At 71.5% G+C, this 24,144-nt stretch carries 16 protein-coding genes; 4 read left to right on the top strand and 12 right to left on the bottom strand.

The genetic code is table 11. The features are described from left to right. Positions 1-15: 15 nt before the first annotated feature. Positions 16-654 carry a helix-turn-helix transcriptional regulator gene (locus OO67_RS09050; RefSeq protein WP_033298586.1) on the bottom strand — a complete coding sequence of 213 codons (639 nt, stop codon included), beginning with the start codon at positions 652-654 and terminating at the stop codon, positions 16-18. Positions 655-783: 129 nt separating this feature from the next. Here OO67_RS09050 and OO67_RS09045 point away from each other — a divergent pair, with 129 nt between their 5' ends. The 3 genes from OO67_RS09045 (at position 784) to OO67_RS09035 (ending at position 7,074) form a co-directional block, all read left to right on the top strand. Then, complete coding sequence (locus OO67_RS09045) at positions 784-3,780, top strand: helix-turn-helix transcriptional regulator (RefSeq protein WP_078597720.1); 2,997 nt, start codon at positions 784-786, stop codon at positions 3,778-3,780. A gap of 200 nt (positions 3,781-3,980) precedes the next feature. Continuing rightward, positions 3,981-6,230 (top strand): eCIS core domain-containing protein, encoded by a 2,250-nt coding sequence (locus tag OO67_RS09040; protein WP_033298585.1) that lies wholly within the window; start codon positions 3,981-3,983, stop codon positions 6,228-6,230. A 76-nt stretch (positions 6,231-6,306) separates the two neighbouring features. Then, positions 6,307-7,074 (top strand): DUF4097 family beta strand repeat-containing protein, encoded by a 768-nt coding sequence (locus tag OO67_RS09035; RefSeq protein ID WP_033298583.1) that lies wholly within the window; start codon positions 6,307-6,309, stop codon positions 7,072-7,074. A gap of 6 nt (positions 7,075-7,080) precedes the next feature. Here OO67_RS09035 and ppk2 read toward each other — a convergent pair whose 3' ends face one another. After that, positions 7,081-8,031 (bottom strand): polyphosphate kinase 2, encoded by a 951-nt coding sequence (gene ppk2, locus OO67_RS09030; RefSeq protein WP_033298582.1) that lies wholly within the window; start codon positions 8,029-8,031, stop codon positions 7,081-7,083. 318 nt (positions 8,032-8,349) lie between these two features. Between ppk2 and OO67_RS09025 the strand changes: the two genes are divergently transcribed. Beyond that, a complete protein-coding gene (locus OO67_RS09025) occupies positions 8,350-8,955 on the top strand; it encodes an MSMEG_1061 family FMN-dependent PPOX-type flavoprotein (RefSeq protein ID WP_033298581.1) in 606 nt (201 codons plus the stop codon). Here OO67_RS09025 and OO67_RS09020 read toward each other — a convergent pair. The 10 genes from OO67_RS09020 to OO67_RS08975 all read right to left on the bottom strand — a co-directional run bounded on the left by OO67_RS09020 (position 8,952) and on the right by OO67_RS08975 (position 23,977). Then, positions 8,952-10,340: a hypothetical protein gene (locus tag OO67_RS09020; RefSeq protein WP_033298579.1), complete on the bottom strand. Its 1,389-nt coding sequence runs from the start codon at positions 10,338-10,340 to the stop codon at positions 8,952-8,954. The genes OO67_RS09025 and OO67_RS09020 overlap by 4 nt on opposite strands. A gap of 61 nt (positions 10,341-10,401) precedes the next feature. Then, positions 10,402-13,488 (bottom strand): glycoside hydrolase family 3 N-terminal domain-containing protein, encoded by a 3,087-nt coding sequence (locus OO67_RS09015; protein WP_033298577.1) that lies wholly within the window; start codon positions 13,486-13,488, stop codon positions 10,402-10,404. A 43-nt stretch (positions 13,489-13,531) separates the two neighbouring features. Next, a complete protein-coding gene (locus tag OO67_RS09010) occupies positions 13,532-14,944 on the bottom strand; it encodes a GH1 family beta-glucosidase (protein ID WP_033298576.1) in 1,413 nt (470 codons plus the stop codon). A 53-nt stretch (positions 14,945-14,997) separates the two neighbouring features. Beyond that, complete coding sequence (locus OO67_RS09005; protein WP_033298574.1) at positions 14,998-15,984, bottom strand: ABC transporter ATP-binding protein; 987 nt, start codon at positions 15,982-15,984, stop codon at positions 14,998-15,000. Then, positions 15,981-17,057 carry an ABC transporter permease gene (locus tag OO67_RS09000; protein WP_244300099.1) on the bottom strand — a complete coding sequence of 359 codons (1,077 nt, stop codon included), beginning with the start codon at positions 17,055-17,057 and terminating at the stop codon, positions 15,981-15,983. Before OO67_RS09000 ends, OO67_RS09005 begins: the two co-directional genes overlap by 4 nt. Positions 17,058-17,062: 5 nt before the next feature. Continuing rightward, positions 17,063-18,043, bottom strand: a complete 981-nt coding sequence (locus OO67_RS08995; RefSeq protein ID WP_033298573.1) for an ABC transporter permease — start codon at positions 18,041-18,043, stop codon at positions 17,063-17,065. After that, the gene (locus tag OO67_RS08990; RefSeq protein WP_033298571.1) at positions 18,040-19,095 is read right to left on the bottom strand and encodes an ABC transporter ATP-binding protein; all 1,056 of its coding nucleotides are present in this window, start codon (positions 19,093-19,095) and stop codon (positions 18,040-18,042) included. The genes OO67_RS08995 and OO67_RS08990 overlap by 4 nt, the downstream gene beginning before the upstream one ends. Positions 19,096-19,114: 19 nt before the next feature. Further along, on the bottom strand, positions 19,115-20,794 hold the full coding sequence (locus tag OO67_RS08985; protein WP_033298569.1) for an ABC transporter substrate-binding protein: 1,680 nt from the start codon (positions 20,792-20,794) through the stop codon (positions 19,115-19,117). A gap of 146 nt (positions 20,795-20,940) precedes the next feature. Beyond that, positions 20,941-21,915 carry a LacI family DNA-binding transcriptional regulator gene (locus OO67_RS08980; RefSeq protein WP_033298567.1) on the bottom strand — a complete coding sequence of 325 codons (975 nt, stop codon included), beginning with the start codon at positions 21,913-21,915 and terminating at the stop codon, positions 20,941-20,943. A gap of 949 nt (positions 21,916-22,864) precedes the next feature. Further along, positions 22,865-23,977 (bottom strand): FAD-dependent oxidoreductase, encoded by a 1,113-nt coding sequence (locus OO67_RS08975; protein WP_078597774.1) that lies wholly within the window; start codon positions 23,975-23,977, stop codon positions 22,865-22,867. Positions 23,978-24,144 lie beyond the last annotated feature (167 nt).

The following is a 24,144-nucleotide window of genomic DNA, read 5'->3' as shown; positions in this document are numbered from 1 at the left end:
TCGGCGTACGGACCGTCAGATGTAGCCTTCCCGCAAGGCATATGCCACGGCGTGGGCACGGTTGCGGAGCTGCAGCCGGGTCGTCAGACCGTGCATGACGTTCTTGACCGTGCGTTCGGAGTACGACAGTTTGCTGGCAATCTCTCCGGTATCCATTCCCTCGGCCACCAGCCGGAGTACGTCGACCTCGCGGGGCGCCAGACCGGATGCCGTGGCGCCCGAGGCGCCGGCCGCGCCCCGCTGCAACGTGCCGACCTGGGCCATCAGCCGCCCCAGCAGGTCCGAGGGCAGATCTCCGTCGCCCCGCGAGGCCGCCAGGACCGCCCGGAGAAGGCGGTGGCCGGTGGCCTCGCGCCGCCAGACGATCGCGCCGACGCCGTACTCGATCACCTGGAGCAGCTCCACCTCACGGATCAGGCTCGTGACGAGGACGGTCCTGGTGCCGTCGGCGCGTGTCAGCCGCCTCAGCCGCGACAGCGTGGGTTCGTCCAGGGCCTCGGCCAGCAGGACCGCGACCGTGCCCGGCCGGCCCGCGCCCTCGTCGATCAGTTCCACCTCGGAGTGCCGGCGGAGCTGGCTGACCGCTCCGTCCAGGGACAGCGGGTCCGACGCGTGGACCTCCACGGGGATTCTGACCGGGAGCCGACCAACCATGCCTGTACGTCCTCGCGTCTTGCCTCATCGGAACGAAGCGTTCCTGCTCCTCCCATCCTTCCTTCGCCGAAAGGACGGCCACAACGTGGCCCACCACGAGACCGACCACGAGATCGGAGGGAAGTCCTTATGAGGGCGTTATCGGGTCAGCCACGGCCCCGTCCACCGGTCACGGCCCCGCCATCGGCCCTCAACCCCGCCTCCGCCGGACTGCTCGAACGCGAGTCCGCGCTGGAGCTGCTGGCAGCGGAGGCCGACCGGGCCATGGGCGGATCCGGCCGGCTGGTCCTGTTCCGCGCGCCCACGGGTACGGGCCGCAGCGCGCTGCTGGAGGCCGCCGCCGGACTGGGCGCGGGCCTCGGCATGCGGGTCCTGCGGGCCCATGCCTCCGCCGAGAGCTCCGGCATCCCCCTCGCCCTCGTCACCCAGCTCTTCGGCCCGCCCCGTCGTCCCGCCGGCCTCCAGGTCCCCACCCCGAGGAGCCCGCACCACGTCCGCCACCCGTCCCGCCTGTGGCGGCTGCTGGGCGAGTACGCGGCCGAGTCGCCCGTGCTGGTCGCCGTCGACGACGCGCACCTCGCCGACCAGGCCTCCCGTCGCTGGCTGGCCGAGAGCGCCCGGCAGCTGACCGGGATGCCGGTCCTGATGGTGGTGACCGAGCGCGGGCAGTACGACATCGCCCCACCGGCACCGGGCCTCGCGTACTCCCTGCCCCCCGGCGTGGTCAGGATGCACGCCGTGGCCCCGCTGAGCCGTCCCGCCGCCGAGGAGCTGGTACGCGGTGTCCTGGGCCCGGACACCAGCGACACCTGGGTTGACGGCTGCGTACGGGCGGGGGCGGGCAACCCGCTGCTGCTGCGCGCGCTGCTCGACGATCTTCGGGCGGTCTTCCCGCACGGCGGCCGTGCCGGTGGAGCGGACGACGGCTGCCCGGAGCCAGGGCTGCCCGAGAACTGCGCCGAGCTGTACCCGGGGGCGTTCGTGGCAGCGGTCTCGTGGTGGCTGAGCAGCACCGGCCCCGAGAGCACCACGGTGGCCCGCGCACTCGCCGAACTGGAGGACTCGGCGCGGTACTGCGAGGGGAGGAAGGACGAGGAGGAAGGGGGAGACGCATCCCCAGGCGGTCCCGGGTCGCCCGGTGCGCGCCCTGGGGACGCCGTGCACGGCGCCCTCTGCCCGGGCCACGACCTCGGCGACGATTTCGGCGACTTCCTCTCCGAACTCACCCGTGCCGACCCCGAACGCGTGAGCGGCTGGATCGCCGCGATGCTCCGGCTCGGCCTCCTGCGCCGGACCCCTGGCACCGGCGTCCCGCGCTTCGCGCACCCTCTGCTGCGCGGAGCGGTCCTCGACGGCTGGCCCCGCTCGCAACGGCAGGCCCTGCACCTCCGCGCGGCCGAGCTGCGCCGACGCCGGGGGGACGGTGTCGAAGCGGTGGCCGGGCATCTGCTGCACACCGCCCCAGGCGGCCCGGCGCGCTTCGCCGAGGACCTCCTGGACGCGGCAGCCGACGCGTCCAGGGCGGGCAGGACCGGCGCCGCCGCACACTATCTGCGCCGAGCGCTGGACGAACCGATGCCGCGCGAGCGCCGGGCCGCGGTGCTCACGGAGCTCGGCGAACTGGAGTTCGCCACCCTGCGGACCGGCGGCATACCCCGGCTGGCCGAGGCGCTGCACCTCCAGGAACAGCCCAGGGACCGGGTACTGGCCGCGGTCAACCTGGGCAACGTCCTGGCCCACCGGGGCAAGCCGCACGCCGCGCTCGACGTCATGCGCGATCTGGGCGCCCTGGACGGCGAACCCGTCCTCGCCCGTACGATCGAGACGGCGTCGGCCTTCTTCTCCGACCACGACCCCGAGATCCGGCGGGCCGTCTACACCCGGCTGCGCGAGCGTGCCGAGCGCTCCCCGGAATGGATCAGCCCGGCCCTGCGTGCCCTGCTGATCCGGTACGAGGCGACGGCCGGGCTGCTGTCCGCCGAGTCCGCCATGCGGCAGGTCCGGCGGCTGCTGGCCTCCCCGGAGGATCCGCTTCTGGTGCCCTACCTGCTGAGTACGGCCGCCGCCGTGGCGCAGTGGGCCGACGCGTCGGACGACGCCGAACGAATCATCAGGACCGCGCTGTCCGAGCACTGGCTGTCGCCGCTGCACCCCGTCCACCGGTCGCTGCTCAACACGCGGGTGGACACCGCTGCCGCACGCGGCCGTTACGGGTGGGTGCTGGAGGAGACCGCCGACAGGCTCCGGGCTCCGGGCGACTCGCCCCGCACGGGTGCGAGCAACTTCCTGGCCCACCGCGTCATCGCACTCGTCGAGTGCGGCCGCTCCGCCGAGGCCGAACGGCTCATCGCCGGTGTCAATGTCAAGGAAACGCAGGACGGTTGGGAGCAGAATCGATTCCTCTACGCGCGTGGCGTCCTGCGTGCGTCGGCCGGCGATCCCGCGGGCGCCCTGGACGACTTCCGGGAGTGCGGCAGGCGCCAGCTCGGCCGTGACGTGGAGAGCCCTGTCGTCACACCGTGGCGCTCGGCCGCCGCCGAATGCCTTCTCCTGCTGGGGGAACCGGCACAGGCCCTCGCGCTCGCCGAGGAGGAGAACCGGTACGCCGCCGTATGGAACACGCCCCGGGTCCGGGGCCGCGCCCTGCGCGTCCTCGGCGCGGCCACCGGCGGCGGGCGCGGTCTCGAACTCACCGCCGAGGCCGTGGGCGTCCTGCGCGGCACATCGCTCGACGTCGAGCTGATCCCCGCACTCATCGCCCACGGCGTCCAGCTCACGGCAGCCGGACAGCCGCGCAGTGCACGACCGCTGCTCAGGGAGGCCGCGACGGCGGCCGAACGACTGGGCGCGGTCCGGCTGTCCGGCAGCGCGGAACTGGCGCTGCGCGCCAGCGGCGCCCGCCGCGGGAACACCTCACTCACGGGCCGTGACTCTCTGACCGCGGGCGAACTCCGCATCGCCACGCTCGCCGCCGACGGCCGGACGAACGCCGAGATCTCCGAACTGCTGCACCTGGCACGGCGTACCGTGGAAACCCATCTCACCAGTACCTACCGCAAACTCGGCATACGACGGAGGGGTGACCTTCCGGCCGCGCTGAACAGCACTGCGGGTGGCCCCACTTGACCGGACCGGCAGGCCTGCGCGCAGAGCGGGGGCCGAGCGCCTGCCTGCCCGTCCGCCCGGATCCGTCCCGGCCGCGGGGCTTGCCCTCACGGCCCTGCCGCTCACCCGCCCACACCCGGGTTTCTGCCCTCGCGGACCTCCCGCGGCCGGCACCGGCCGGGTAACCATTCTTGATCAGGCGTTGAGTGGCGAGGAGTACCGTGCGCGCATACAGAACACAGGTCGAGCAGGCCGGTGGCCGGGAGAACGGCCGCCGCGCGGAAGCACCGACCACGTTCGCGCAACGCGTTCTGGCTCTTCAGCGCGCGGCGGGCAACGCGGTCGTGGCCCGCGCCGTCGAGGAGGAGCTGCACGAGCACGGCGCCGCTTGTGGTCATGAGACCGCCGAGCAGCCGCCCGCCGGCACGTCGTCCGTCCAGCGGTCGTCCGTGGTCGACGCCGTCCGCTCCCCGGGCCGTCCGCTGGACTCGCGCCTCATGGAGAAGGCGGAGCAGGGCTACGGCATGTCCTTCCGCCATGTGCGCGTACACAGCGACCCGGTCGCCCAGCGCTCGGCGACGGAGCTCGGCGCCCGCGCCTACACCACGGGCCATGACATCGTCGTCGGCCCGCAGGGCGCGGATGACGAGACGATGTTCCACGAGCTCGACCACGTCCGCCAGCAGTCCCTGGGCCCCGTCGCGGGGACCGACAACGGGTCGGGGGTGGCGGTCTCCCACCAGGACGATCCGTTCGAGCGCCATGCCACGGCGAACGGCAGGAGGATGGCCCAGGGGGCCATGCCCGACCTGTCCGGCCCCGGATCCGGCGCCTCCGCCGGGACGGCCACGCCCGCTCAGGACAACGGCGGCGGTATCACGGTTGCCCGCATGATGGCCGGCGGGGGCCGCAGGATGCACAGGAGGGACCGCGGCCAGATGTTCGAGATCACCGGCGAGCGCGGCCCGATCGTCGGCAGGTACGTCAAGTCCTCGGACGGCATGGAGATCTTCGACACCACACAGGGGCGCATCGAGGTGCACCCCACGCAGATCATGGGCCCCCGTGCCACGGTGGGCGGCCTGCACCCGCAGGGCCGGACCCGCCCGCCCGAGGAGAATCTGCACGACCGGGACCAGATCCTCCTCTCCGAGGCGGACCTGTCCGGGGTACGGGCGCGGGTGCGCCGGGACCCCAGCCAGGCGGGCAGGATGGCCGCCACGACGTACGAGGAACGGCCCGACTACCAGGAGTACGAGAACAACCGCGAGGACCTGCGGCGACTGGGCGTCCCCGTCCTCAACGACGTCGACCTGAGCCGGCCCGAGGCCGCCGGACGCCTCAGCGGTGTCGGCCCGAACGCCAACATGCACTTCCAGATGCCGCGCGTGCCACGGGGAACCCCCGGCTACTCCACCCAGGAGCTCATCAGGGACACCGGCCGGCTTCCCGCACGCGCCGGCCGCGACGACGTGACGGTGAGCGTCACCACGCCCCATCCGTCCAGGTACGGAAAGCCCGGGACGCACAACGGCTTCTACGGCATGGAGAACCGGAAGGCCGTGCCGGAGGGCATGAGGTTCGCCGGTGAACAATCCGACGACGACGCGTACCTCGAGGAGTACGGCTACGGTCACCGGCAGTCCACCAAGGACGTGGGTGCCGCCGTGGCCGATCGCCGGAAGACCTACCGGATGGAGCCCGACCGGCGCAGCAACAGCCCCGAGGAGGATCCGGACCCCGCGTACCGCAGTCGGAGCAAGAGCAGGAGCCGCACGAGCCAGGCTCCTCCGCGCCCCGCCCGCCGGCACAGGTCGAGGCCGCCCCTGAGCACGACGGGCCGCCGTCCCCCCGCCCCCGAGCCCGTCAACTACGCCGCGGTGGAGGACGAGGACGAGTACTTCGGCAGTCAGCAGCCCGAGACCAGCAGTCGTCGGCACCGACGCGGCAGTGTCGCTCCGAGCTACCTTGACGACTCCGCGGACGAGAGGACGTCGCGGAGGAGGAGCCGGCGCCCCGTCGACGTGGAGGCCTTCGAACCCGAACCCGAACGGGAGCGCAGCCGCAGCCGCAGGCGCAGGTCGAGCCGCGCGCCTTCCGGCATGACGAGCAGCCGCCCCGTCGACCTCGGCGACGCCGTCTCGTACGGAGCCGGGCCGATCGACGACGAACCCCGGCGGGAGCGCAGCCGCAGCCGCAGGCGCAGGTCGAGCCGGGCGCCTTCCGGCACGTCGAGCAGCTATCCCGTCGACCTCGGCGACGCCGTCTCGTACGGGTCAGGGCCGATCGACGACGAACCCCGGCGGCAGCGGGGACGCAGCCGCAGGCCCTCGTCCTCCCGGGCGCCTTTCATCACCGACAGCGGTCGTAGTACCCGCGCCCCCGTCAGCTATGCCGAACCGGAGTGGGACGAGGGCTTCCAGGACAACCCCTTCGCTCCTGAGCCCCGCCGGGAGCGCGGGCGCCGGTGAGGCCGGCCGGCCCGGAGGGGAGGCCGTGCACGGTCCCGGGCCATGGGACGCCCCGAGGCGGGGAAGGCGAGCAGGCATGAACATCACGGCGTTGGCGCGCAGACGGCGATGGGCACCGCTGCTGGCGGTCGTCCCCCTCCTGGCCGGGTGCGGCGGAGGCGGGGACCCCGGCGGACGACCCGGTGGTGCACCACCTGTCCTGGGCCGGGGAACGCACCTGGTGCTCACGACGGACAACGGCGTGCGCCTGCGGCCGGCCGACGGCGACCGGGCGGTCACCGGAGCCGGGATCGTCAGCCGTTGGTCCCACCGGGACGACACCTGGGTCCTCGATCTGTCATGCCCGCAGCACGAAGGGCACGGGGATCACGGCGAAGGGCCGTGCCCGCGCATGCCCGCGATCGGCGTTCCCGCAGGCGTCTCCGTCACGGTCACCGCCAGGAACGCGGGCATCGACGCGGTCGGCATGTCGGCGGGGCTGGACCTGACCACCGTGAACGGGGACGTGACCGTCACCCGGTCCGGCTCGGGCGATGCCGCCGTCCGCCTCGCGACCCGCAACGGCTCGGTGCACACGGGCGCCCTGCGCTCGGAGCGCCTGCACGCCGAGACCGTCAACGGGGACGTGACGCTCGGCAGCGCGACCTCGCCGTCCCGTCTCACCGCCGCCACGACCAACGGCTCGGTGCGGGTGGCACTGCCCCAGGACGCGCCCGCCTACGACATCGATGCCGCGTCGCGGAACGGCCGGACCGCTGTGGCCGTGCCCGCCGCCGGGAAGGGCGGCGGGCACGGCATGACGCTGACCACCGTCAACGGGGACGTCACCGCCACGCGCGGCTGAGACCTCTCAGGGGTGCTCCCCCGGGCCCTCGGTGTTCGGCGCGAGACGGGTGGGCGAGAGGGCGGTGTCCTCCTCGCCCGGCTCCAGCAGGGTGGCTGCGGCGCCCACGATGAGGGGGTCCGGTTTGCCGACGGCGTCGATGTCCTTCGCCGTGTAGTCGATGCGCGCGAGCAGGCTGCGCATCGCCTCCAGGCGTGCCCTGCGCTTGTCGTTGCTCTTCACGACGGTCCACGGCGCGTGCTCGGTGTCGGTGGCGCGGAACATGTCGATCTTCGCCGTGGTGTAGTCGTCCCAGCGGTCGAGGGAGTCGACGTCCGTGGGCGACAGCTTCCACTGACGCACCGGGTCGACCTGGCGGATCGCGAAGCGGGTGCGCTGCTCGGCACGGGAGACGGAGAACCAGAACTTCACCACGATGATCCCGTCGTCGACGAGCATCTGCTCGAACTCCGGGCACTGCTTCAGGAAGAGTTCGTACTCGGGCTGGCTGCAGAAGCCCATGACGCGTTCGACTCCGGCCCGGTTGTACCAGGAGCGGTCGAAGAAGACGATCTCGCCGGGGGCGGGCAGGTGGGCCGCGTACCGCTGGAAGTACCACTGACCCCGCTCACGGTCCGTCGGCTTGTCCAGGGCCACGATGCGCGCGCCACGCGGGTTGAGGCGCTCGGTGAAGCGCTGGATGGTGCCGCCCTTGCCGGCCGCGTCCCGCCCCTCGCAGACCACGACGACCCGCGCCCCGGTCTCCTTGGTCCACCGCTGGAGCTTGAGCATCTCGATCTGGAGGATGCGCTTGACCCGCTCGTACTCCTTGCGGCGGATCTTGACGTCGTACGGGTAGTTCTCCCGCCACGTCTTGATCGGCCGGCCCGCCTCGTCCAGCAGTATCGGCTGCTCCGGCCTGCTGGTGTCGACGGTCAAGCCGTCCAGCAGTTGCTTCTCCACCCGGTCACGGTCCATCGGCTTCAGCTTCCCATCCGTTCGTGCCCCGCGCCACCAGGTGGCGAGGGACGCGAAGTGTCCGACCTCGCCTACCTCATCTACTCCGCGAAGAGCGGAACAACCTTCTCCGGGCGTGAACGGTCGAGAGCGCCGAGTCCGTGGCGAGCGCCTGGCCCGCCCGGACGCGTCCGGGACGGCGGCACGCGGTGGTGCGGTTTCCTCGGCCCCGCTTGCCGCCCCCGGGACGGGGCGCACCCGCACACATAAGTAAGGTGAACCTAACAGTGCCAGGTCAGCGATCCGCTGCTGCCGCCCCCACGAGGTTCGGAGTACCCCTTGTCGAACGCCGCGCCCGCGACCGTCACGGCCGCCCCCGTCGGCACCGCGGATCCCCTGGCCGGGGCCGTGCCCCTGCGGTCGGCCGAGCAGCTGCGGGAGATCCTGGGCGAGCCGTGGCCGATCGTCATCGAGAAGGTCCACGACGAGCTCACCGAGGCCGACCTCGACCTGCTGGCCCGCGCGCCGTTCTGCGCCGTGTCCACCTCGGACGCCGACGGCAACTGCGACACCTCCCCGCGCGGCGGGGAACCCGGCTTCACCCGGGTCCTGGACCCGCGCACCCTCGTGCTGCCCGACCTGCCGGGCAACCGGCGCGGTGACAGCTTCCACAACATCCTGTCCAACCCGCATGTGGGCCTGCTGTACCTGATACCGGGCGTGATGACGGTCCTGCGGATCAACGGCCGGGCCCGCGTCCTCACGGACGCTCCGGTCTTCGACGAGATGAAGGTCAGGGGCCGCCGCCCCGACCTCGCCCTGGTCGTGGACATCGACGAGATCTACCTGCACTGTCCGGCGTCGCTCAAGCGCTCGGGCGTGTGGGCCCCGGAGACCTGGGAGGAGCAGCCGGCGAAGAAGTCCGGAGCGGGGACGCCCCGCTAGAACCCGCCCCCGTCGAAGCCTCCGCCGCCTCCGAACCCACCGCCGTCGCCGAAGCCGCCACCGCCGAATCCGGAGGAGTCGAAGTCGGAGCCGGAGACGTCGCCGCCGCCCCAGTCGCCTCCCCCGCCTCCCCCGAAGTCACCGCCGCCGTACTCCCCCGCGTACGCCGGGGTGGCGAGCATCGAACCCAGCATGGTGCCGACCAGCAGGCCCGGGAGCAGGCCGCCGCCGAAGTAGCCTCCGGCCCAGGGGCCGTAGGCCGGACCCGCCTCCCAGTAGGGGCGCCGTCGGCCGTCGCCGACGTCCACCGTGCGGCTCATGGGGTCCTCGCCCTCACGCAGGCGCACCTCGTCCGCGCCGCAGACGGGGACCTCGCGGGCCGCCCCGCCGGACGGCGTCCACAGGACGTCCTCGACCGAGGGGCCGTGGCGCGGGTCGAAGAAGCAGGGCGGCCGGCGCGCCGGGAGCGCCCGGCCCTTGCGGCGGGCCTCCAGCACGGCCAGGGAGAACCGGCCGTCCTCCAGGGCCTTGGTGACCCCGCGTACGTCGGAGGGATGGTGCGCGTTGCCCATGCGGGACTTGGCGTCCTCGTAGGAGTCGAGCGCGCGCTCGTAGTCGATGCGCATCGCGTCGTCCGCGCCCTTCTCGGCGGGATGGAAGTCCAGCCGGTCCAGGGTCTCGCCGTACGCGGTGATGTCCTCGTCCACGACGACCCGGAGCTTCTCCAGAGCCGCCTGTTCCTCTTGCTCCTTGCGCTTCCTGTTGCGGCGGGCGACCGCGAACGCGGTTCCTCCGCCCGCGAGCACCAGTCCCGCGAGGACGACCAGACCGGTCAGCGGTGCGCCGTTCACCGCGCCGTCGTCGGCGCCGCCACCGTCACCGGACCAGGAGGCCGGGGCGCTGCCCTCGGCCTCGTCCACGGCGCGGTCGACGAAGGCGTTGAGCTGGGTCGCGGCGTCGGCGTCCGCGCCGGGTGCCTTCACGGCGGTGGTGAGGTTCTCGACGGCCCGGACCGGCATCACCTGCGGGTCGGCGCCCGCGTCGAAGCCGTCGCCGAGGCGGACCGCGTAGACACCGGTGACTCCGGTGTCGGTGCGCAGGTTCTGCAGGAGGTTCTCGGGCGGGTACTCGGATGTCGCGGGCAGCACGGCCACGAAGACCGGCTTGTCCGCGTCGATGATCTTCTTCTCCAGGGCGGCCTCCTGGGACGCCGAGAGCTGACCGGACGCCGCGGGGTCGACGTACACGGGGCCCTGGCGCAGGGCGCTCGCCGCGTCGTCGATCGTGGAGGGGGCGGCCTGGGCAGCGGGGGTCATCGCCAGCACAGCCGCCGTGAGTATCAGCAGCAGGCAGGCCCACAGGGGAGCGAACAGCCTCTTCCGCATACCTCGAAAGTAACCCGAACGGGCGACGAATGCGTCGCCCGCCCGGGTTCCGTTTCCGCTGTTACGCGGCGCGGTACGCGGTGCGCAGCTTCGCCACCGCTCCGGTCAGATCACCGGTGAGCAGCAGATGGTCGGCCTCGGCGAAGGGCTTGGACACCGCCTCGGTCAGCTTTCCGCCGGTCCTCTGCTGGACCAGGAGCCTCGCCCGGTCCACGATCTCCTTGCCCGCCGCGGTCTTCCCGAGGCCCGCCCGCTCGGCGAGCTGCGCGGCGACGGCGAGGCCGGTGAGGGCGGCTTCGCCGCCCGTCGGGGCCTTCTTCAGGGTGGTCAGTCCCCAGCCGTACGGGAACTGCGGGTCGTACGCCGCGTCGCCCACGTTGACCGGCAGCTGCGCCTCGGACTTCGGCCAGGTCACCGGGAGCTGCCCGGTGAAGGCCCGCTTGCCGTAGAGGACGTCGGCGACGCCGTCGCCCTCGGTGCCCGGCAGCCAGGAGGCGACCAGGGCGTCGATGCCGCCGAGGCGGTCGCCGAGGAGCTGGGGGCGCCCGGAGACGACGAGGACCGCGCACTTCATGGCGGCGCAGACCGTGTCGACGGCCGCCTTGTCGGCTTCGCCGAGCTCCAGGTCGTGGCCGTTGCCGACGTCCCCGATGCCCTCGGCGTACGGCTTCTCGCCGACGACCACGACGCCGACGTCGTACCCGTCGGTCGGGGCGGAGGCGTCCTTCGAGAAGGTGGCCGAGGAGGTGTTCTTCTCGATGCCCTTCAGGATCGTCGTGCCCGGGGTGGTGGCGCCGGAGGCACCCTGCCAGCTGATGGTCCAGCCACCGGCCTGGTTGCCGAGGTCGTCCGCGTTGGAGCCGGCGACGTAGACCTTCTGCGAGGCCTTGAGCGGCAGCACCGCGCCGTCGTTCTTCAGCAGCACCTGGGACTTGGCGGCGGCCTCACGGGCGACCGCGCGGTGCCCGGCGGAGCCGACCTCGTCCAGGTTCGACGTGTCGGCGTACGGCTTCTCGAAGAGACCGAGGCGGAACTTCTGGGTCAGGATCCGCGACACCGCGTCGTCGATCCGGGCCGGGGTGATCCGGCCGGCGGCGACCTCGCCCTGGAGTGTCCTCGTGAAGTCCTGGTAGGCGGTCGGGACCATGATCATGTCGAGCCCGGCGTTGACCGAGGTGCGGACGTCGCTCGCGTAGTCACCGGGGATCTGGTCGATGGCCTGCCAGTCGCTGATGACGAAGCCCTCGAAGCCCATCCGGTCCTTGAGCACGCCGTTGATCATCTCCGCGTGGGCGTGCATCTTCACCGGGCCGGCGTCGTCACCGATGACGTCCAGCGAGGAGTACGACGGCATGACCGTGCCGACGCCCCGCTTCACGGACTCGGCGAACGGCGAGAGGTGCACCGCTTCGAGTTCCTGGCGGGTGACCTTCGTGACGCCCTGGTCGATGGTGTAGGAGCCGGTCGTCGACGAGCCGAACTCCGTGCCGCCGTCGCCGACGAAGTGCTTGGCGCTGGCCAGCACCTTGTCGTTGCGGTCGAGGTCCTTGCCGGACGGGCTGCCCTGCATGCCGGTGATGACCGTCTCCATGGCCTCGACCAGCGCCGGGTCCTCTCCGTACGCCTCGTAGGAGCGGCCCCAGCGCTCGTCACGGGTGACGCAGACGCAGGGCGCGAAGTCCCACGGGATGCCGGTGGCGCGGACCTCGCTCGCGGTGACGGCGCCGGTCCTCTCGGCGAGCTTCGGGTCGCGGCCCGCGCCGATGCCGATGTTGTGCGGCATGATCGTCGCGCCGATCACGTTGTTGTGGCCGTGCACGGCGTCCACGCCGTAGATCAGCGGGATCTGGAAGCGGGTCGCCTGCGCGCGCAGCTGGTAGGCGTCGGTCATCTTCGCCCAGGCCTCGGGCGTGTTCGGGGTGGGTACGGAACCGCCGCCGGAGAGCAGCGAGCCGAGGTCGTACGTGGCGATGTCCCCCTGCGACTTCAGCGCGTTGCGCTCCGCCTGGGTCATCTGCCCGGCCTTCTCGGCCGGGGACATCCGCGCCAGCAGGTCGGCGACGCGCTTCTTCACCGGCAGCTTCGCGTTCTGGTACGGCAGCCCGTGTGCGTCGATGACGACCTGCGGGTTCTCCTTGGGCGCCTTGGCCCCGGTGACGGTGAGTTCCAGCGGGACCGTCTCCGCCGACTCGGCCCCCTTGTCCTTCGCCGTGGCCACGGAGACGGTGTGCGTGGTGCCGGAAGCGGTACCCGCGGGGAAGGTGTGGGTGCCCGTGACCGGTGTGTAGTCCTTGCCCGGTCCGGCGCTGCCGCCCTTGGTGGTGTACGCGACGGTGACGGGCTCCTCGATGGGGAGGGAGCCGGTCGTGGCGACGGAGATCCTGATGTCCGCGGTCGCGCCCTCCTTGACCGGGTGCACGGCGGAGTCGACGACGACGCTCGACTTCAGGGCCGGGTCGGCCTTTCCGTACAGCTCGACGGCGTCCATGGCGAAGGAGCCGGGGGCGCCGGTCGGGAGGGTGAGCGCGTAGCCCCACATCTCGTTCAGGCCGAGGACCTGGTCGATGCCTCCGACCGGCTGGTAGTCGGCCCGGTAGACGAAGTCCGCGAAGGGGATCTCGACCTGGTGCCAGCCCTCCCAGTCGTCGGTGAAGGAGGTGGTCCACAGCTCGGAGGCGCCGCCGCCGGCGCCGCCGTCCTTGATCTCGAAGTTGATCCGCTTGCCCGAACCGGGCGGCAGGGGTGCGGTGTTCTGGCCGTACCACCAGAAGCGGATGCCCTTGTGGGCCGTCCAGTCCTTCGGCGGCTGGTCGACGGCGAACTCGTGGCTGAGCCCGCCCCAGGCGCTGATGTCGTAGGTGCCCTGGAGGACCTTGGCGCCCTCCGGGGCGTCGGCGCGCTCCTTGAGCTCCAGAGCGGGGTGGTCGTCCGCGTCGCCGCCCCAGGTGAAGAGGGAGTCGGCGGGCGGGTTGCCGAAGGGCACCTCGCCCTCGAAGCGGTCGACGAGGACGGGCGCGGGGTCCTCGGCGTCGGCCGCCGCGCTGGGGACGGCCCCGGCGAGCAGTGAGGCGAGGACGGTGGCGGCGGCGAGCGCGGCGGTCACCGGTCTCGCCCGGTGGCGTGCGCGGGCATGGGGTGTGCGGGACATGTGAGGCTCTTCTCTGGTCCGGTTCTGGTTCGGCACGGGAAGATCAGTCGGTTCGGGCGTTCCGGGTGAGGCGGATCGTGTCGCGGTACCACTTGGCGCTGTCCTTCAGCGTCCGCACCTGCGTGTCGTAGTCGACGCGGACGATGCCGAACCGCTTGTCGTAGCCGTAGGCCCACTCGAAGTTGTCCATCAGCGACCAGGCGAAGTACCCCCGGACGTCGGCGCCCTGCCGACGGGCCTCGGACACCGCCGCGATGTGGTCGGCGAGATAGGCGGTGCGGTCGGCGTCGGGGACGGAGCCGTCGGCCGCGACCGTGTCGTCGAAGGCCGCCCCGTTCTCGGTGATCACGGTCGGCAGCGCGTAGTCACGCTGGAGGCGCAGCAGCAGATCGGTGAGCTCGGCCGGGGTGATCTCCCAGTCCATGGCGGTGCGGGGCAGATCGCGCTCCACTCCGCGGACGACGGGCAGGCCGTCGGCGTCGGTCGGCGACCCGTCCTCGGTGACGCCGGAGAACAGGGCGCCGCGGTAGAAGTTGACGCCGAGGACGTCGAGGGGGGTGGCGATGGCGGCCAGGTCGCCGTCCTGGACGGGCAGTTCGATGCCCTGGGCCGCGAGGTCGTCGACGACGTCCTGCGGGTAGCGGCCGTGGACGATCGGGTCGAGGTAGAGGCGGGTGCCCATGCCGTCGGCACGGCGGCATGCCTCCCGGTCGGCCTCGCTGTCGGTCTCCGGGGTGGCGGTTCCGAGGTTGAGGGTGATGCCGAGTTCGAGCGGACTGTCTCCCGCCGCCTCGCGCATCCGGCGGGCGGCGAGGCCGTGGCCCAGGAGCAGGTGGTGGACGGCGCCCATCGCGTCGCCCATGTCGCGCCGGCCGGGGGCGTGCGCACCGTAGGCGTATCCGAGCATCGCCGAGCACCACGGCTCGTTGAGGGTCGTCCAGTGCTCGACCCGGTCGCCGAGGGCCTCGTACGCGAGCATGGCGTACTCGGCGAACCGCAGGGCGGTGTCGCGGGCCGGCCAGCCGCCCGCGTCCTCCAGCTCCTGAGGGAGGTCCCAGTGGTAGAGGGTGATCCAGGGGGTGACGTCCCTGCCCTGGAGCTCGTCGACGAGCCGCTTGTAGAAGTCGAGGCCCTTGGCGTTGGCGGGACCCCGGCCGCCCGGCTGGATGCGCGGCCAGGCCAGCGAGAAGCGGTACGTGTCGACGCCGAGGCCCGCGATCAGCTCCACGTCCTCGGGCATCCGGTGGTAGTGGTCGCAGGCGACGTCGCCGTGCTCCGCGTTGTGCACGGCACCCGGCACGCGGCAGTAGGTGTCCCAGATCGACGGGGTCCGTCCGTCCTCCGAGGCCGCCCCCTCGATCTGGTACGAGGATGTGGCCACGCCCCAGCGGAAGTCGGCAGGGAGTCCCTGGACGGCGGCGGGCTGCAGGCTGCTGCGGGGCGTGACGAGATTCATGTGTCTCCGTAACTCCGGGTGTGCTGTGGGGTGGTGAGCGGCGGTGCGTACGGTCAGTGGGGCAGCCAGCAGGCGACCTCGCGGTCCTGGCCGGCCTCCGGCGCGGCGAGGACGGGCACCCGCTCCGGGCACGGCTCGAAGGCCTTGCCGCAGCGCGGGTGGAAGGCGCAGCCGGTGGGCATCGCGGACAGGTGCGGGGGTGAGCCGGGGATGCCGGTGAGTTCGCGGCGGGGGCCGTGCAGTGCGGGGAAGGAGTGCAGGAGACCCTCGCTGTAGGGGTGGCGGGGGTCGCGGTAGATCTCGGTGGCGCCCGCCTGCTCCACGATCCGGCCGCCGTACATGATCGCGATCCGGTCGGAGAACTCGATCAGCAGCGAGATGTCGTGGGTGATGAAGACGACGGAGAAGGAGAGGCGCTCCCGCAGCTCCACGAGCTTGCGCAGGATCTGACGCTGCATCACGACGTCGAGGGCGGTCGTGGGTTCGTCCATGATGACGATCTCGGGCTCGAGGGCGAGTGCCATCGCGATCATCACGCGCTGGCGCATGCCGCCGGAGAGCTGGTGCGGATAGGCCGCGAGCCGGTCTGCGGAGATGCCGACGAGGTTGAGCAGCTCCTCGGCGCGCGCGGTGCGCTCGGCGGCCCTCATGCCGGGGCGGTGTGCGGTGAGGACGTCGGTGAGCTGACTGTGGACCGTGTGCACCGGGTTCAGCGAGTTCATCGCCCCCTGGAACACGATCGACAGTTCCTGCCAGCGGAAGGCGCGCAGCTCGTCCGGGGTGAGGGAGAGGATGTCGATGCTCTCGCCGCCCGGCCGGTGGTAGTGGACGTCGCCGCCGGTGATCACCCCGGGTGGGGAGAGCAGCCGGGTGACGGCGTAGGCGAGGGTGGACTTGCCCGAGCCCGACTCGCCGGCCAGGCCGAGGACTTCCCCGCGGTGCAGGGTGAGATCGATGTCCCGCAGGGCGCGGACGCCGCTCGCGCCGGTGCCGTAGTCGACGTTCAGGCCGCTGATGGTGAGGATCGGCTCGGCGGTCATGCGCTGGGCTCCTTGCTGGGCGTTCCGGGCGACTCGGGGGTGCCGGGCGGCGCGGGCTCACCGGGCGACTGGGTTGCGCCGGCACGGTCCACCGGGGTGAAGCCGGACGGCGCGGGCCTCTCGGGTGCGGCGGTGCGGGCCACGGGGGTGAAGCCGACCCGCATCCGGACCTTCCGGGAGGCGCCGGTCGCGGTGCGCAGGCGCGGGTTGACGAACTCGTCGATGCCGAAGTTGATGAGGGAGAGCGCGGTGCCCAGCAGGGCGATGCACAGCCCGGCGGGCACGAACCACCACCAGGCGCCCTGGGCCAGGGCCTGGTTGGACTGGGCCCAGAAGAGCACGGTGCCCCAGTTCCAGTGGGAGATGTCGGCGACGCCGATGAAGGCGAGGGTGATCTCGGAGAGGACCGCGAAGATGACGGTGCCGACGAAGCCGGACGCGATGACGGCGGTGAGGTTCGGCATGACCTCGAAGAGGATGATCCGCCAGGTGGACTCGCCGGTGGCCCGCGCGGCCTCCACGTAGTCGCGGCGGCGGAGCGACAGGGTCTGGGCGCGCAGGACACGTGCCCCCCAGGCCCAGGAGGTGAGGGCGATGACCGCGGCGATCAGGAGGTCCCCCGTGTCCTCGACGAAGCTCGCGATGATGATGATCAGCGGCAGGCCCGGGATCACGAGGAAGATGTTGGACAGCATCGAGAGGATCTCGTCGGCGGCTCCGCCGAGGAACCCCGCGCTGACCCCGATGAGCACGGACAGCGCGGTCGCCAGGATGCCGGCGAGGAAACCCACGAGCAGCACGCCCCGGGTGCCGACGAGGATCTGGGAGAGGACGTCCTGCCCGGTCTGCGTCGTGCCGAACCAGTGGTCGGCGGACGGCGGTTGCAGCAGCTGGTCGCTCATCGCGTCCGGGTCGTACGGGGCGATCCAGGGACCCGCGACGGCGAGGAGCACGAAGAACGCGAGGATCAGCAGTCCGGTACGGGTCTTCCCGCCCCGCAGGAAGCGGAACCTCGCGCGGGACGCGGCGGGGGCGCTGTCCGTGACGACTACGTCGGTGGTGGTGACGGCCATGATCGTCATGCCTCCTTGCGGGTGCGCGGGTCGAGGAGGGCGTAGGCCATGTCGGCCAGCAGGTTCGCGGCGAGAACGGAGAGCGTGATGATCAGGAAGACGCCCTGCATCAGCGGGTAGTCCTTGGCTCCGACGGCCTGGAACAGTTGGTAGCCGATGCCCGGGTAGGAGAAGACCATCTCGACCAGCAGGGTGCCGCCCACGATGAAGCCCAGGGAGAGGGCGAAGCCCGAGATGTTGGGCAGGACCGCGTTGCGCGCCGCGTAGGAGAACATCACGCGCCGCTCGGACAGCCCCTTGGCCTGCGCCACCATGACGTAGTCCTCGGAGGAGACGGTCACCATCATGTTGCGCATGCCGAGGATCCACCCGGCGATGGCGCTCAGCACGATCGTCACCCCGGGGAGCACCCCGTGGTAGAGCGCGCTGGAGATGAACGGCCAGTCGAACGCCGGGACCAGGGAGTTGTCGTAGCCTCCGGCCGCCGGGAAGATCTGCCACTTCACCGCGAACAGCGCGATGGCGATGAGGCCGAGCCAGAAGTAGGGGATGGCCGAGATGAAGGTGGTGACGGGCAGCAGGCCGTCCAGCCAGGAGCCGCGCCGCCAGCCGCTGTAGACGCCGATGCCGGTGCCGAGCAGGAAGCTGATGAGCGTGGTGATGCCGACCAGCGCGAGGGTCCAGGGCAGCGACTGGGAGATCACCTCGCCGACCGGGGTCGGGAAGAAGGTGAACGAGAGCCCGAGGTCTCCGTCGATCAGATGGGACCAGTAGTCGGTGTACTGCGACCAGAGGGACTGGTGCTCGTCGAGTCCGAACAGCGCCTTCAGGGAGGCGATGGCGGTGGTGTCGAGCTGCCCCTGGTAGCGGCTCATCAGGGCCTCGACCGGATCGCCGGGCATCAGGCGCGGGATCAGGAAGTTGATGGTGATGGCGGCCCACGCGGTGACCGCGTAGAAGGCGAGCCGCTGGAGGATGTACTTCACTTCGCTGCTCCCTCGGCGCCGGTGCCGTCGTACAGCCAGCAGGCGGCCCACTGGCCGTCCGCCAGGTCGAAGCGCGGCGGGAGCTCGGTGCGGCAGCGCTCCATGGCCTTCGGGCAGCGGGGGTGGAAGCGGCAGCCGTCCGGCGGGGCGATCAGTGAGGGTGGCTCGCCGCTTCCGGTCTCTTCCTGCGCTTCCTCGTCCGCCACCCGGTCGGGGTCCGGCGCGGAGGCGATCAGCAGCTGGGTGTAGGGGTGCGCGGGGTGCTGGGTGACGGTCTCGCTGTCACCGCCCTCGACGATCCGGCCCGCGTACATCACCAGGGTCGTGTCCGCGAAGTAGCGGGCGGACGCGATGTCATGGGTGATGTAGAGAATCGCGAGGTGCAGCCGCTCCTTGAGGTCGCGCAGCAGGTTGAGGACGCCGAGCCGGATCGACACGTCCAGCATCGACACCGGCTCGTCGGCCAGCAGGACCTGCGGATCCGCGCCGAGCGCGCGCGCTATCGCCACGCGCTGGCGCTGTCCGCCCGACAGCTCGTGCGGGAACTTGTCCAGGAACTGATGAGGAGGAGTCAGCTGGACGCGCTCGAGCAGAGCGGCGAGGTTCTTCTCCAGGTCCGCCTCCCCGTTCCCCGCCCGGTCGTGGATCCTGAGTGCCCGGGTCAGGTGGTAGCGCACGGTGTGCACCGGGTTGAGCGAGGCGAAGGGGTCCTGGAAGATCAGCTGGACCTGTCTGACGTACGTACGGAAGGACCGGCCACGCCCGGCCTTCACCGCCGTGCCGCCCAGGTGTATCTCCCCCGAGGTGAGCGGGTACAGCTGGGCGAGCAGCCGTGCGACGGTGGATTTTCCGGAGCCCGACTCCCCCACGAGGGCCGTGACGGTGCCGCGCCGGAGCTTCAGCGAGACGTCGTCGACGGCGTGGACGGTGCGGTGTCTGCGGGCGAGGAGGTCGCCGGCGGTGCGCCGTACCGGGAAGTGCTTGGTGACTCCGCGTGCTTCGAGCACCACGTCGTTCCCGGTGCGCACGGGTGCGGACTGTTCGGTGGTCATGGCCGGTTCTTCCCCGTACTTACTTGGCGGGCTCGAGGTTCAGCACGACTTCCAGCGCGTCGGGCTGGGTGTGCTGCGGGGCTGCGTACGGGTCCTTCTCGGTCGGCCAGCCCACCCAGTTCTTGGTGGAGTACTCGGCACCGATGGGGGCCGCGGCCGTCGGGACGACCGGCGCCTGCTCGACCATGATCTTCTGGAGCGTGTTCATGGCCTTGGTGCGCGTGGGGTCGTCGGTCGCGTTCGCGTACTCCTTCAGCGCGGCGGTGGCCTCGGGGCTCTTGAAGCGTCCGAAGTTGCCGAGCTGGGCGCTCTTGCCGATGGGCTGGAGGATCGCCCCGTCCATGATGTTCTGGTACATGTCGTACGGCGTGGCCCCGCTGTTGGTCCAGTGCAGGGTGGCGTCGAAGTTGCCGGTGGCGACGTCGTTGCCCCAGGCCTCGGCGGTCTGCGTCTTGACCTTGGCCTCGATGCCGAGCTGCTTGATGTTGTCCTTGATGATGGACAGCCCGGTGATGTAGTCGTTCCAGCCGGCCGGGTCGGTGAAGGTGAGCTCGACGGGCTTGCCGCCCGGGTCCTTCAGGACACCGCCGCTGAGCTGGAACCCGGCGTCCTTGAGGAGCGCCTTGGCGCCGTCCACGTCGGGTGCCGTGGTGGCGCTCTTGTACTCCGGGGCGAGGAACGGCTCTCCGGCGGGCAGCGGGATGCCGGTCGGGTTGCTGATCTCCGGGTAGAGGGTCGCCTGGGCCTGCACGTGGATCGCCTTGCGGTCGATGACCATGGCCATGGCCTTGCGCAGGGCCGGGTTGTCGAACGGCTTGCGGGCGGTGTTGAACCACAGACCGTGGATGCCGAGCCCCGAGGGGAACCACAGCTTGTGGTTCTTCGGGTCCTTGGCGATGTACAGCTGCTTGTAGTTCGGCATGAAGACGAACGACCACTCGAGCTTGCCGTTCGCCAGGGCCGTCGTCGCCGCGCTGTTGTCGTTGTACGCGGAGTAGCGCAGCTCCTTGACCTTGGTCTCACCCTTCCAGTAGTCGGGCGTGGCGGTCAGGGTGGTGGTCTGCGGCGTGAAGGTCTTCAGCTTGTACGGGCCGGAGCCGACCGGGGTGCGGTTGGGCCAGGTCTCCGGGTTCTCGACCTTCTCCCAGATGTGCTTGGGCACCACGTACGTCGTGATGATCTTGTTCTGGTTGACGAACTGGGACTCCTTGAAGGTCAGGACGACCTTCTCGCCCTCGACCGCGATGCCGTCGTACGGGATGCCGTTGCCGTTGAGCGCCGGGTGCTTCTTGAGCAGTTCGAAGGTGAACGCGACATCGGCAGCGGTCAGCGGTTTGCCGTCGGCCCACTTGGCCCGCTTGTCGAGCGTGAAGGTGACCTTGGTGAAGTTGGACTCCCAGTCCCACGCGGTCGCCAGCCACGGGTCCGCCTTGTCGGTGGGGCGGATCTGGTTGGTCATGGCCAGCGGCTCGTAGATCATGAACCGGTAACCGAGCGTGGCGCTCGCCGAGGTGGCGAGAAACGGGTTGCTGTTGTTCGTCTGCGGTCCGTCGGGCTTGCCGAGGGTCAGCACGCCGGAGGCACCGGCGCCGCCCCCCTTGTTGGCACCCGAGTTGGCGGACGAACAGCCGGCGGCGAGCGCGACCACGGCGGTGGCGGCTGAGAGCGCTCTCAGAGTGTGACGACGGCGTACGGACATGGCTACTCCAGGAGGACTGCGGGTCTGGGAGATCCGGTGGCGTGGGCAGCGCTGGACGCGCCAGGTGCGGGTGAGGCGTGTGGTGCGGCAGGTGCGGGTGCGGCTGGTTCGGGGATGCGGACGGGTGACCGGCGGGGCCGGGACCGTTACGGCGCCGAGTGGCGCACGACCAGTTCGGTGGGCAGCACGACCGGGCCGTCCGGTACGGCGGTGCCGCCGAGGTGGGAGAGCAGCAGGCGGGCCGCCGCCTCGCCCATCTGCCGGGTGGGCTGATGCACGGTGGTCAGCGGCGGTTCGGTGTGTTCGGCCATCGGGATGTCGTCGAAGCCGACCACCGCGATGTCGTCGGGTACGCGCCGCCCGGCGGCTCGCAGAGCGCGCAGGACCCCGGCCGCACTGATGTCGTTGTGCGCGAAGACGGAGTCGAACTCGGTTCCGGCAGCCAGGAGTTCCTCCACGGCGAGACGGCCCCGGCGTTCGGTGAAGTCCCCGTCCACGACCAGCTCGGTGGGCAGGACCGACCGGAAGCCCGCGAGCCGGTCACGTACGCAGCCGAAGTGCTTCGGGCCGGTGACGACCAGGGGTCTGGTGCGCCCCGCCGCCCGCAGATGACGGGCGGCGGACGCCCCTCCCTCGTGATTGGTGGTCACGACGGAAGGGAATTCCGGGTGATGGCCCCTGTCGTCGATCAGGACGATCGGCAGACCGGACCGGTGCAGTGCGGTGAGGTGGTCGAGCGTGTTCTCCGGTTCGACCACGACGAGCCCGTCGAAGGCACGCGCCGACACCTGCGTGGTGAAGCGCTCGACGGACTCCGCGCCCCGGTTGCACGTGAAGAGCAGCAGCCCGTAGTCGGCGGCCTCGACCGTGTCGACGACTCCCTGGAGCACTTCGCCCATCCACGGCCAGGTGAGCGAGGGCACCAGCATGCCGACCGTACGGCTGCTGCCGCGGGCCAGCCCGACCGCTCCCGAGCTGGGTACGTAGCCGAGGTCTGCGATCACTTCACGAACACGGGCGGCCGTCGAACCGTCCACTTCGCCCTTGAGGTTGATGACCCGCGACACGGTCGTCTTGCTGACGCCGGCCTCGCGGGCGACATCGGCGATGGTGACACGCAACGGAGCCTCCAAGGACAAGGCGGGACAAGGCTGGTGGGACCGGCGTCGGTACCGGTTCCGCAACCGGTACCGGAACCGGTACCGGCGTTGCGGCTGGAGTTAACCGCGCCGGAACAGGGGCGTCAATACTTCACACCGAGATTGGTCCGTACCCATGATCGAGCCAGGCCTCACGGGGCTTGTGTTCACTTGTTGAACGGACTGAACTCTCTTCGGATACCGCACAGCCCGCCGGCAAGACGGTGAGACGGCGAACATCGTGCTGGCATCCACGCCCGGTTCCGGACGGCCGGACGGACCCGGATCACACCCGCTTCTCGATCGCACACGATCTCCACGACGTGCTGCCACCGACCGGGCAGGCCGGCAGGCCGGCCGGCCCTTCCAGGCGTGGAGGTGCTTCACGAAGTGGTGGGCGTGGTTCCCGGGGGCGTCGCGTCCCCCCGAGCCGGGCCCTGTTCGGCCTCGGCAGCGCGCGGTACGGGCCCACCCGCTGTTCCGGAGCCTCCCATGAGCCGGAACGGTTCCGGCCTCTCCTGCTTCACGGACTCGACACCGGCGGAGCAAAGGTCCAGCTGTACACCTGCAACGGGTCCCGGGCGCGGCATCGGCGTACACACCCCACGGCTTCGTCGACGGGGCGCCGGTGCCCGCTCTGCCGGGTCGGGTCCGGCCCGGCCACCGCTCGCCGTAGCTGAGCGGTGATTCCCTGGTCCGGATGGCGGCACGGATGCGGTCCCCCACCCGGGGGCCGGCTCAGCGTGCGCGCGTGACGCCGCCGGGCGCCGCGCTCGTTACGTTGCTCTCCACGCACGCCGCTCCGGGAAGGCCGGCGTCATCGCCTGCCACCGCGCTGGCACCGGCCCTGAGCGGCCGGGACCCGGCCTCCTGGCCCGTCGGCACCGTGCGTGTGTCCGGTTCGCCGCCCGAGGGAGAACCGGCCGGGTGCTCAGCGCGCCGGCGTCGCCCGGCCGAGGGCGAACCGGGCTGTGCCGGGCTGTCCCTCGACCAGGTCGGCGGCCATGTCGCCGATGACCGGACCGAACTTGAATCCGTGTCCGGAGAAGCCCGCCAGCACGGTGACCGGGCCCTGCCGGTCGATGACGAAGTCCTCGTCGGGTGTCGTGGTGTAAAGGCAGGTGAGGGAGGTCGGCTCCGTGCCGGCCACCCCGGGCAGCCACTCCTCGGCGTAGGCGCGGAGCCGTTCGACGGCCGCCGGGTCGGGCGTACGGTCGCGGTGGTCGGGGTCCACGACCGGCCCGACCCCGTGCAGCCCGACCTTGACGCCGTCCACGCTGCCCAGCCCGTACACGCCGCCCGGCTGGTGGAAACCGGCCCCCGGGTGGTGGATGAACGACGGCCAGTCCAGCGCGTCCGGTACCGGGAAGTGCAACGGCTGCTCCTGGGTGACACGCATCGGTGGCAGGCCGGTCACCAGGGCCGGCAGGAAACCGGGCGCCCAGCCGCCCACGGCGACCACCACGGCGTCCGCCGTCAGCGCCTCTTCGGCATCCGTGACCACGGTGACCCCGTCCCCGGTGTGCCGGGAATGGCGGATCCCGGTCACGCCCACCCCGTGCCGTACCTCGGCGCCTCGCTGGCCGGCCGCCTTCAGCAGCGCGGACACGGCGTCGTCGGCATGCAGTCGGCCGGCGTCCGGGTGGTACAGCGCGGTGGTGTCGGCCCGGAGACCCGGCCACCGGTCGGACACCTCGCCGGGGGACAGACGCCGGGCGGACCGGCCGGCTCCGGCCAGCACGTCGGCCAGCCTCGACACCGTCTCGGGCGAGCCGTGGTCGACGGCCCCGGTGAGCGTCAGCACCGACTGCCCGCTCTCCTCCTCGAGCCGCCGCCACAGGGGCAGCGCCCGTAGCGCCAGCTCCGTGTACGAGGGCTCCGGGTACGCCACCCGGAAGATCCGGGAGGTGCCGTAGGAACTGCCGCGGTCGTGCCCCGGGCCGAAACGCTCCAGCACGGTGACCCGGTGGCCGCGCGCCGAGAGGCGCCAGGCGGCAGCCGCCCCCATCAGCCCGCCGCCGACGACGAGAACCCGAAGAGCCATGAACATGTGTCCTTTCTTAAGCGGGCCCGCCCGCCCGGCGACGGGAGGACCCGGAGCGATCGTCCGGCGGGGATCGGCCGGAGGAAGACCAGCAAGGTCGGCGGCCGCCGTCTTCATCGCCTGGCCCTCGGGTTCCGGGCGGGCAGCCGCTTCACGTACGGCGATCC

The organism is Streptomyces atroolivaceus (assembly GCF_000717025.1).
In the GTDB taxonomy this organism is placed as follows: domain Bacteria; phylum Actinomycetota; class Actinomycetes; order Streptomycetales; family Streptomycetaceae; genus Streptomyces; species Streptomyces atroolivaceus.
Note: the sequence above shows the minus strand (reverse complement) of the source record. Positions and strands in the feature narration are given on the sequence as shown.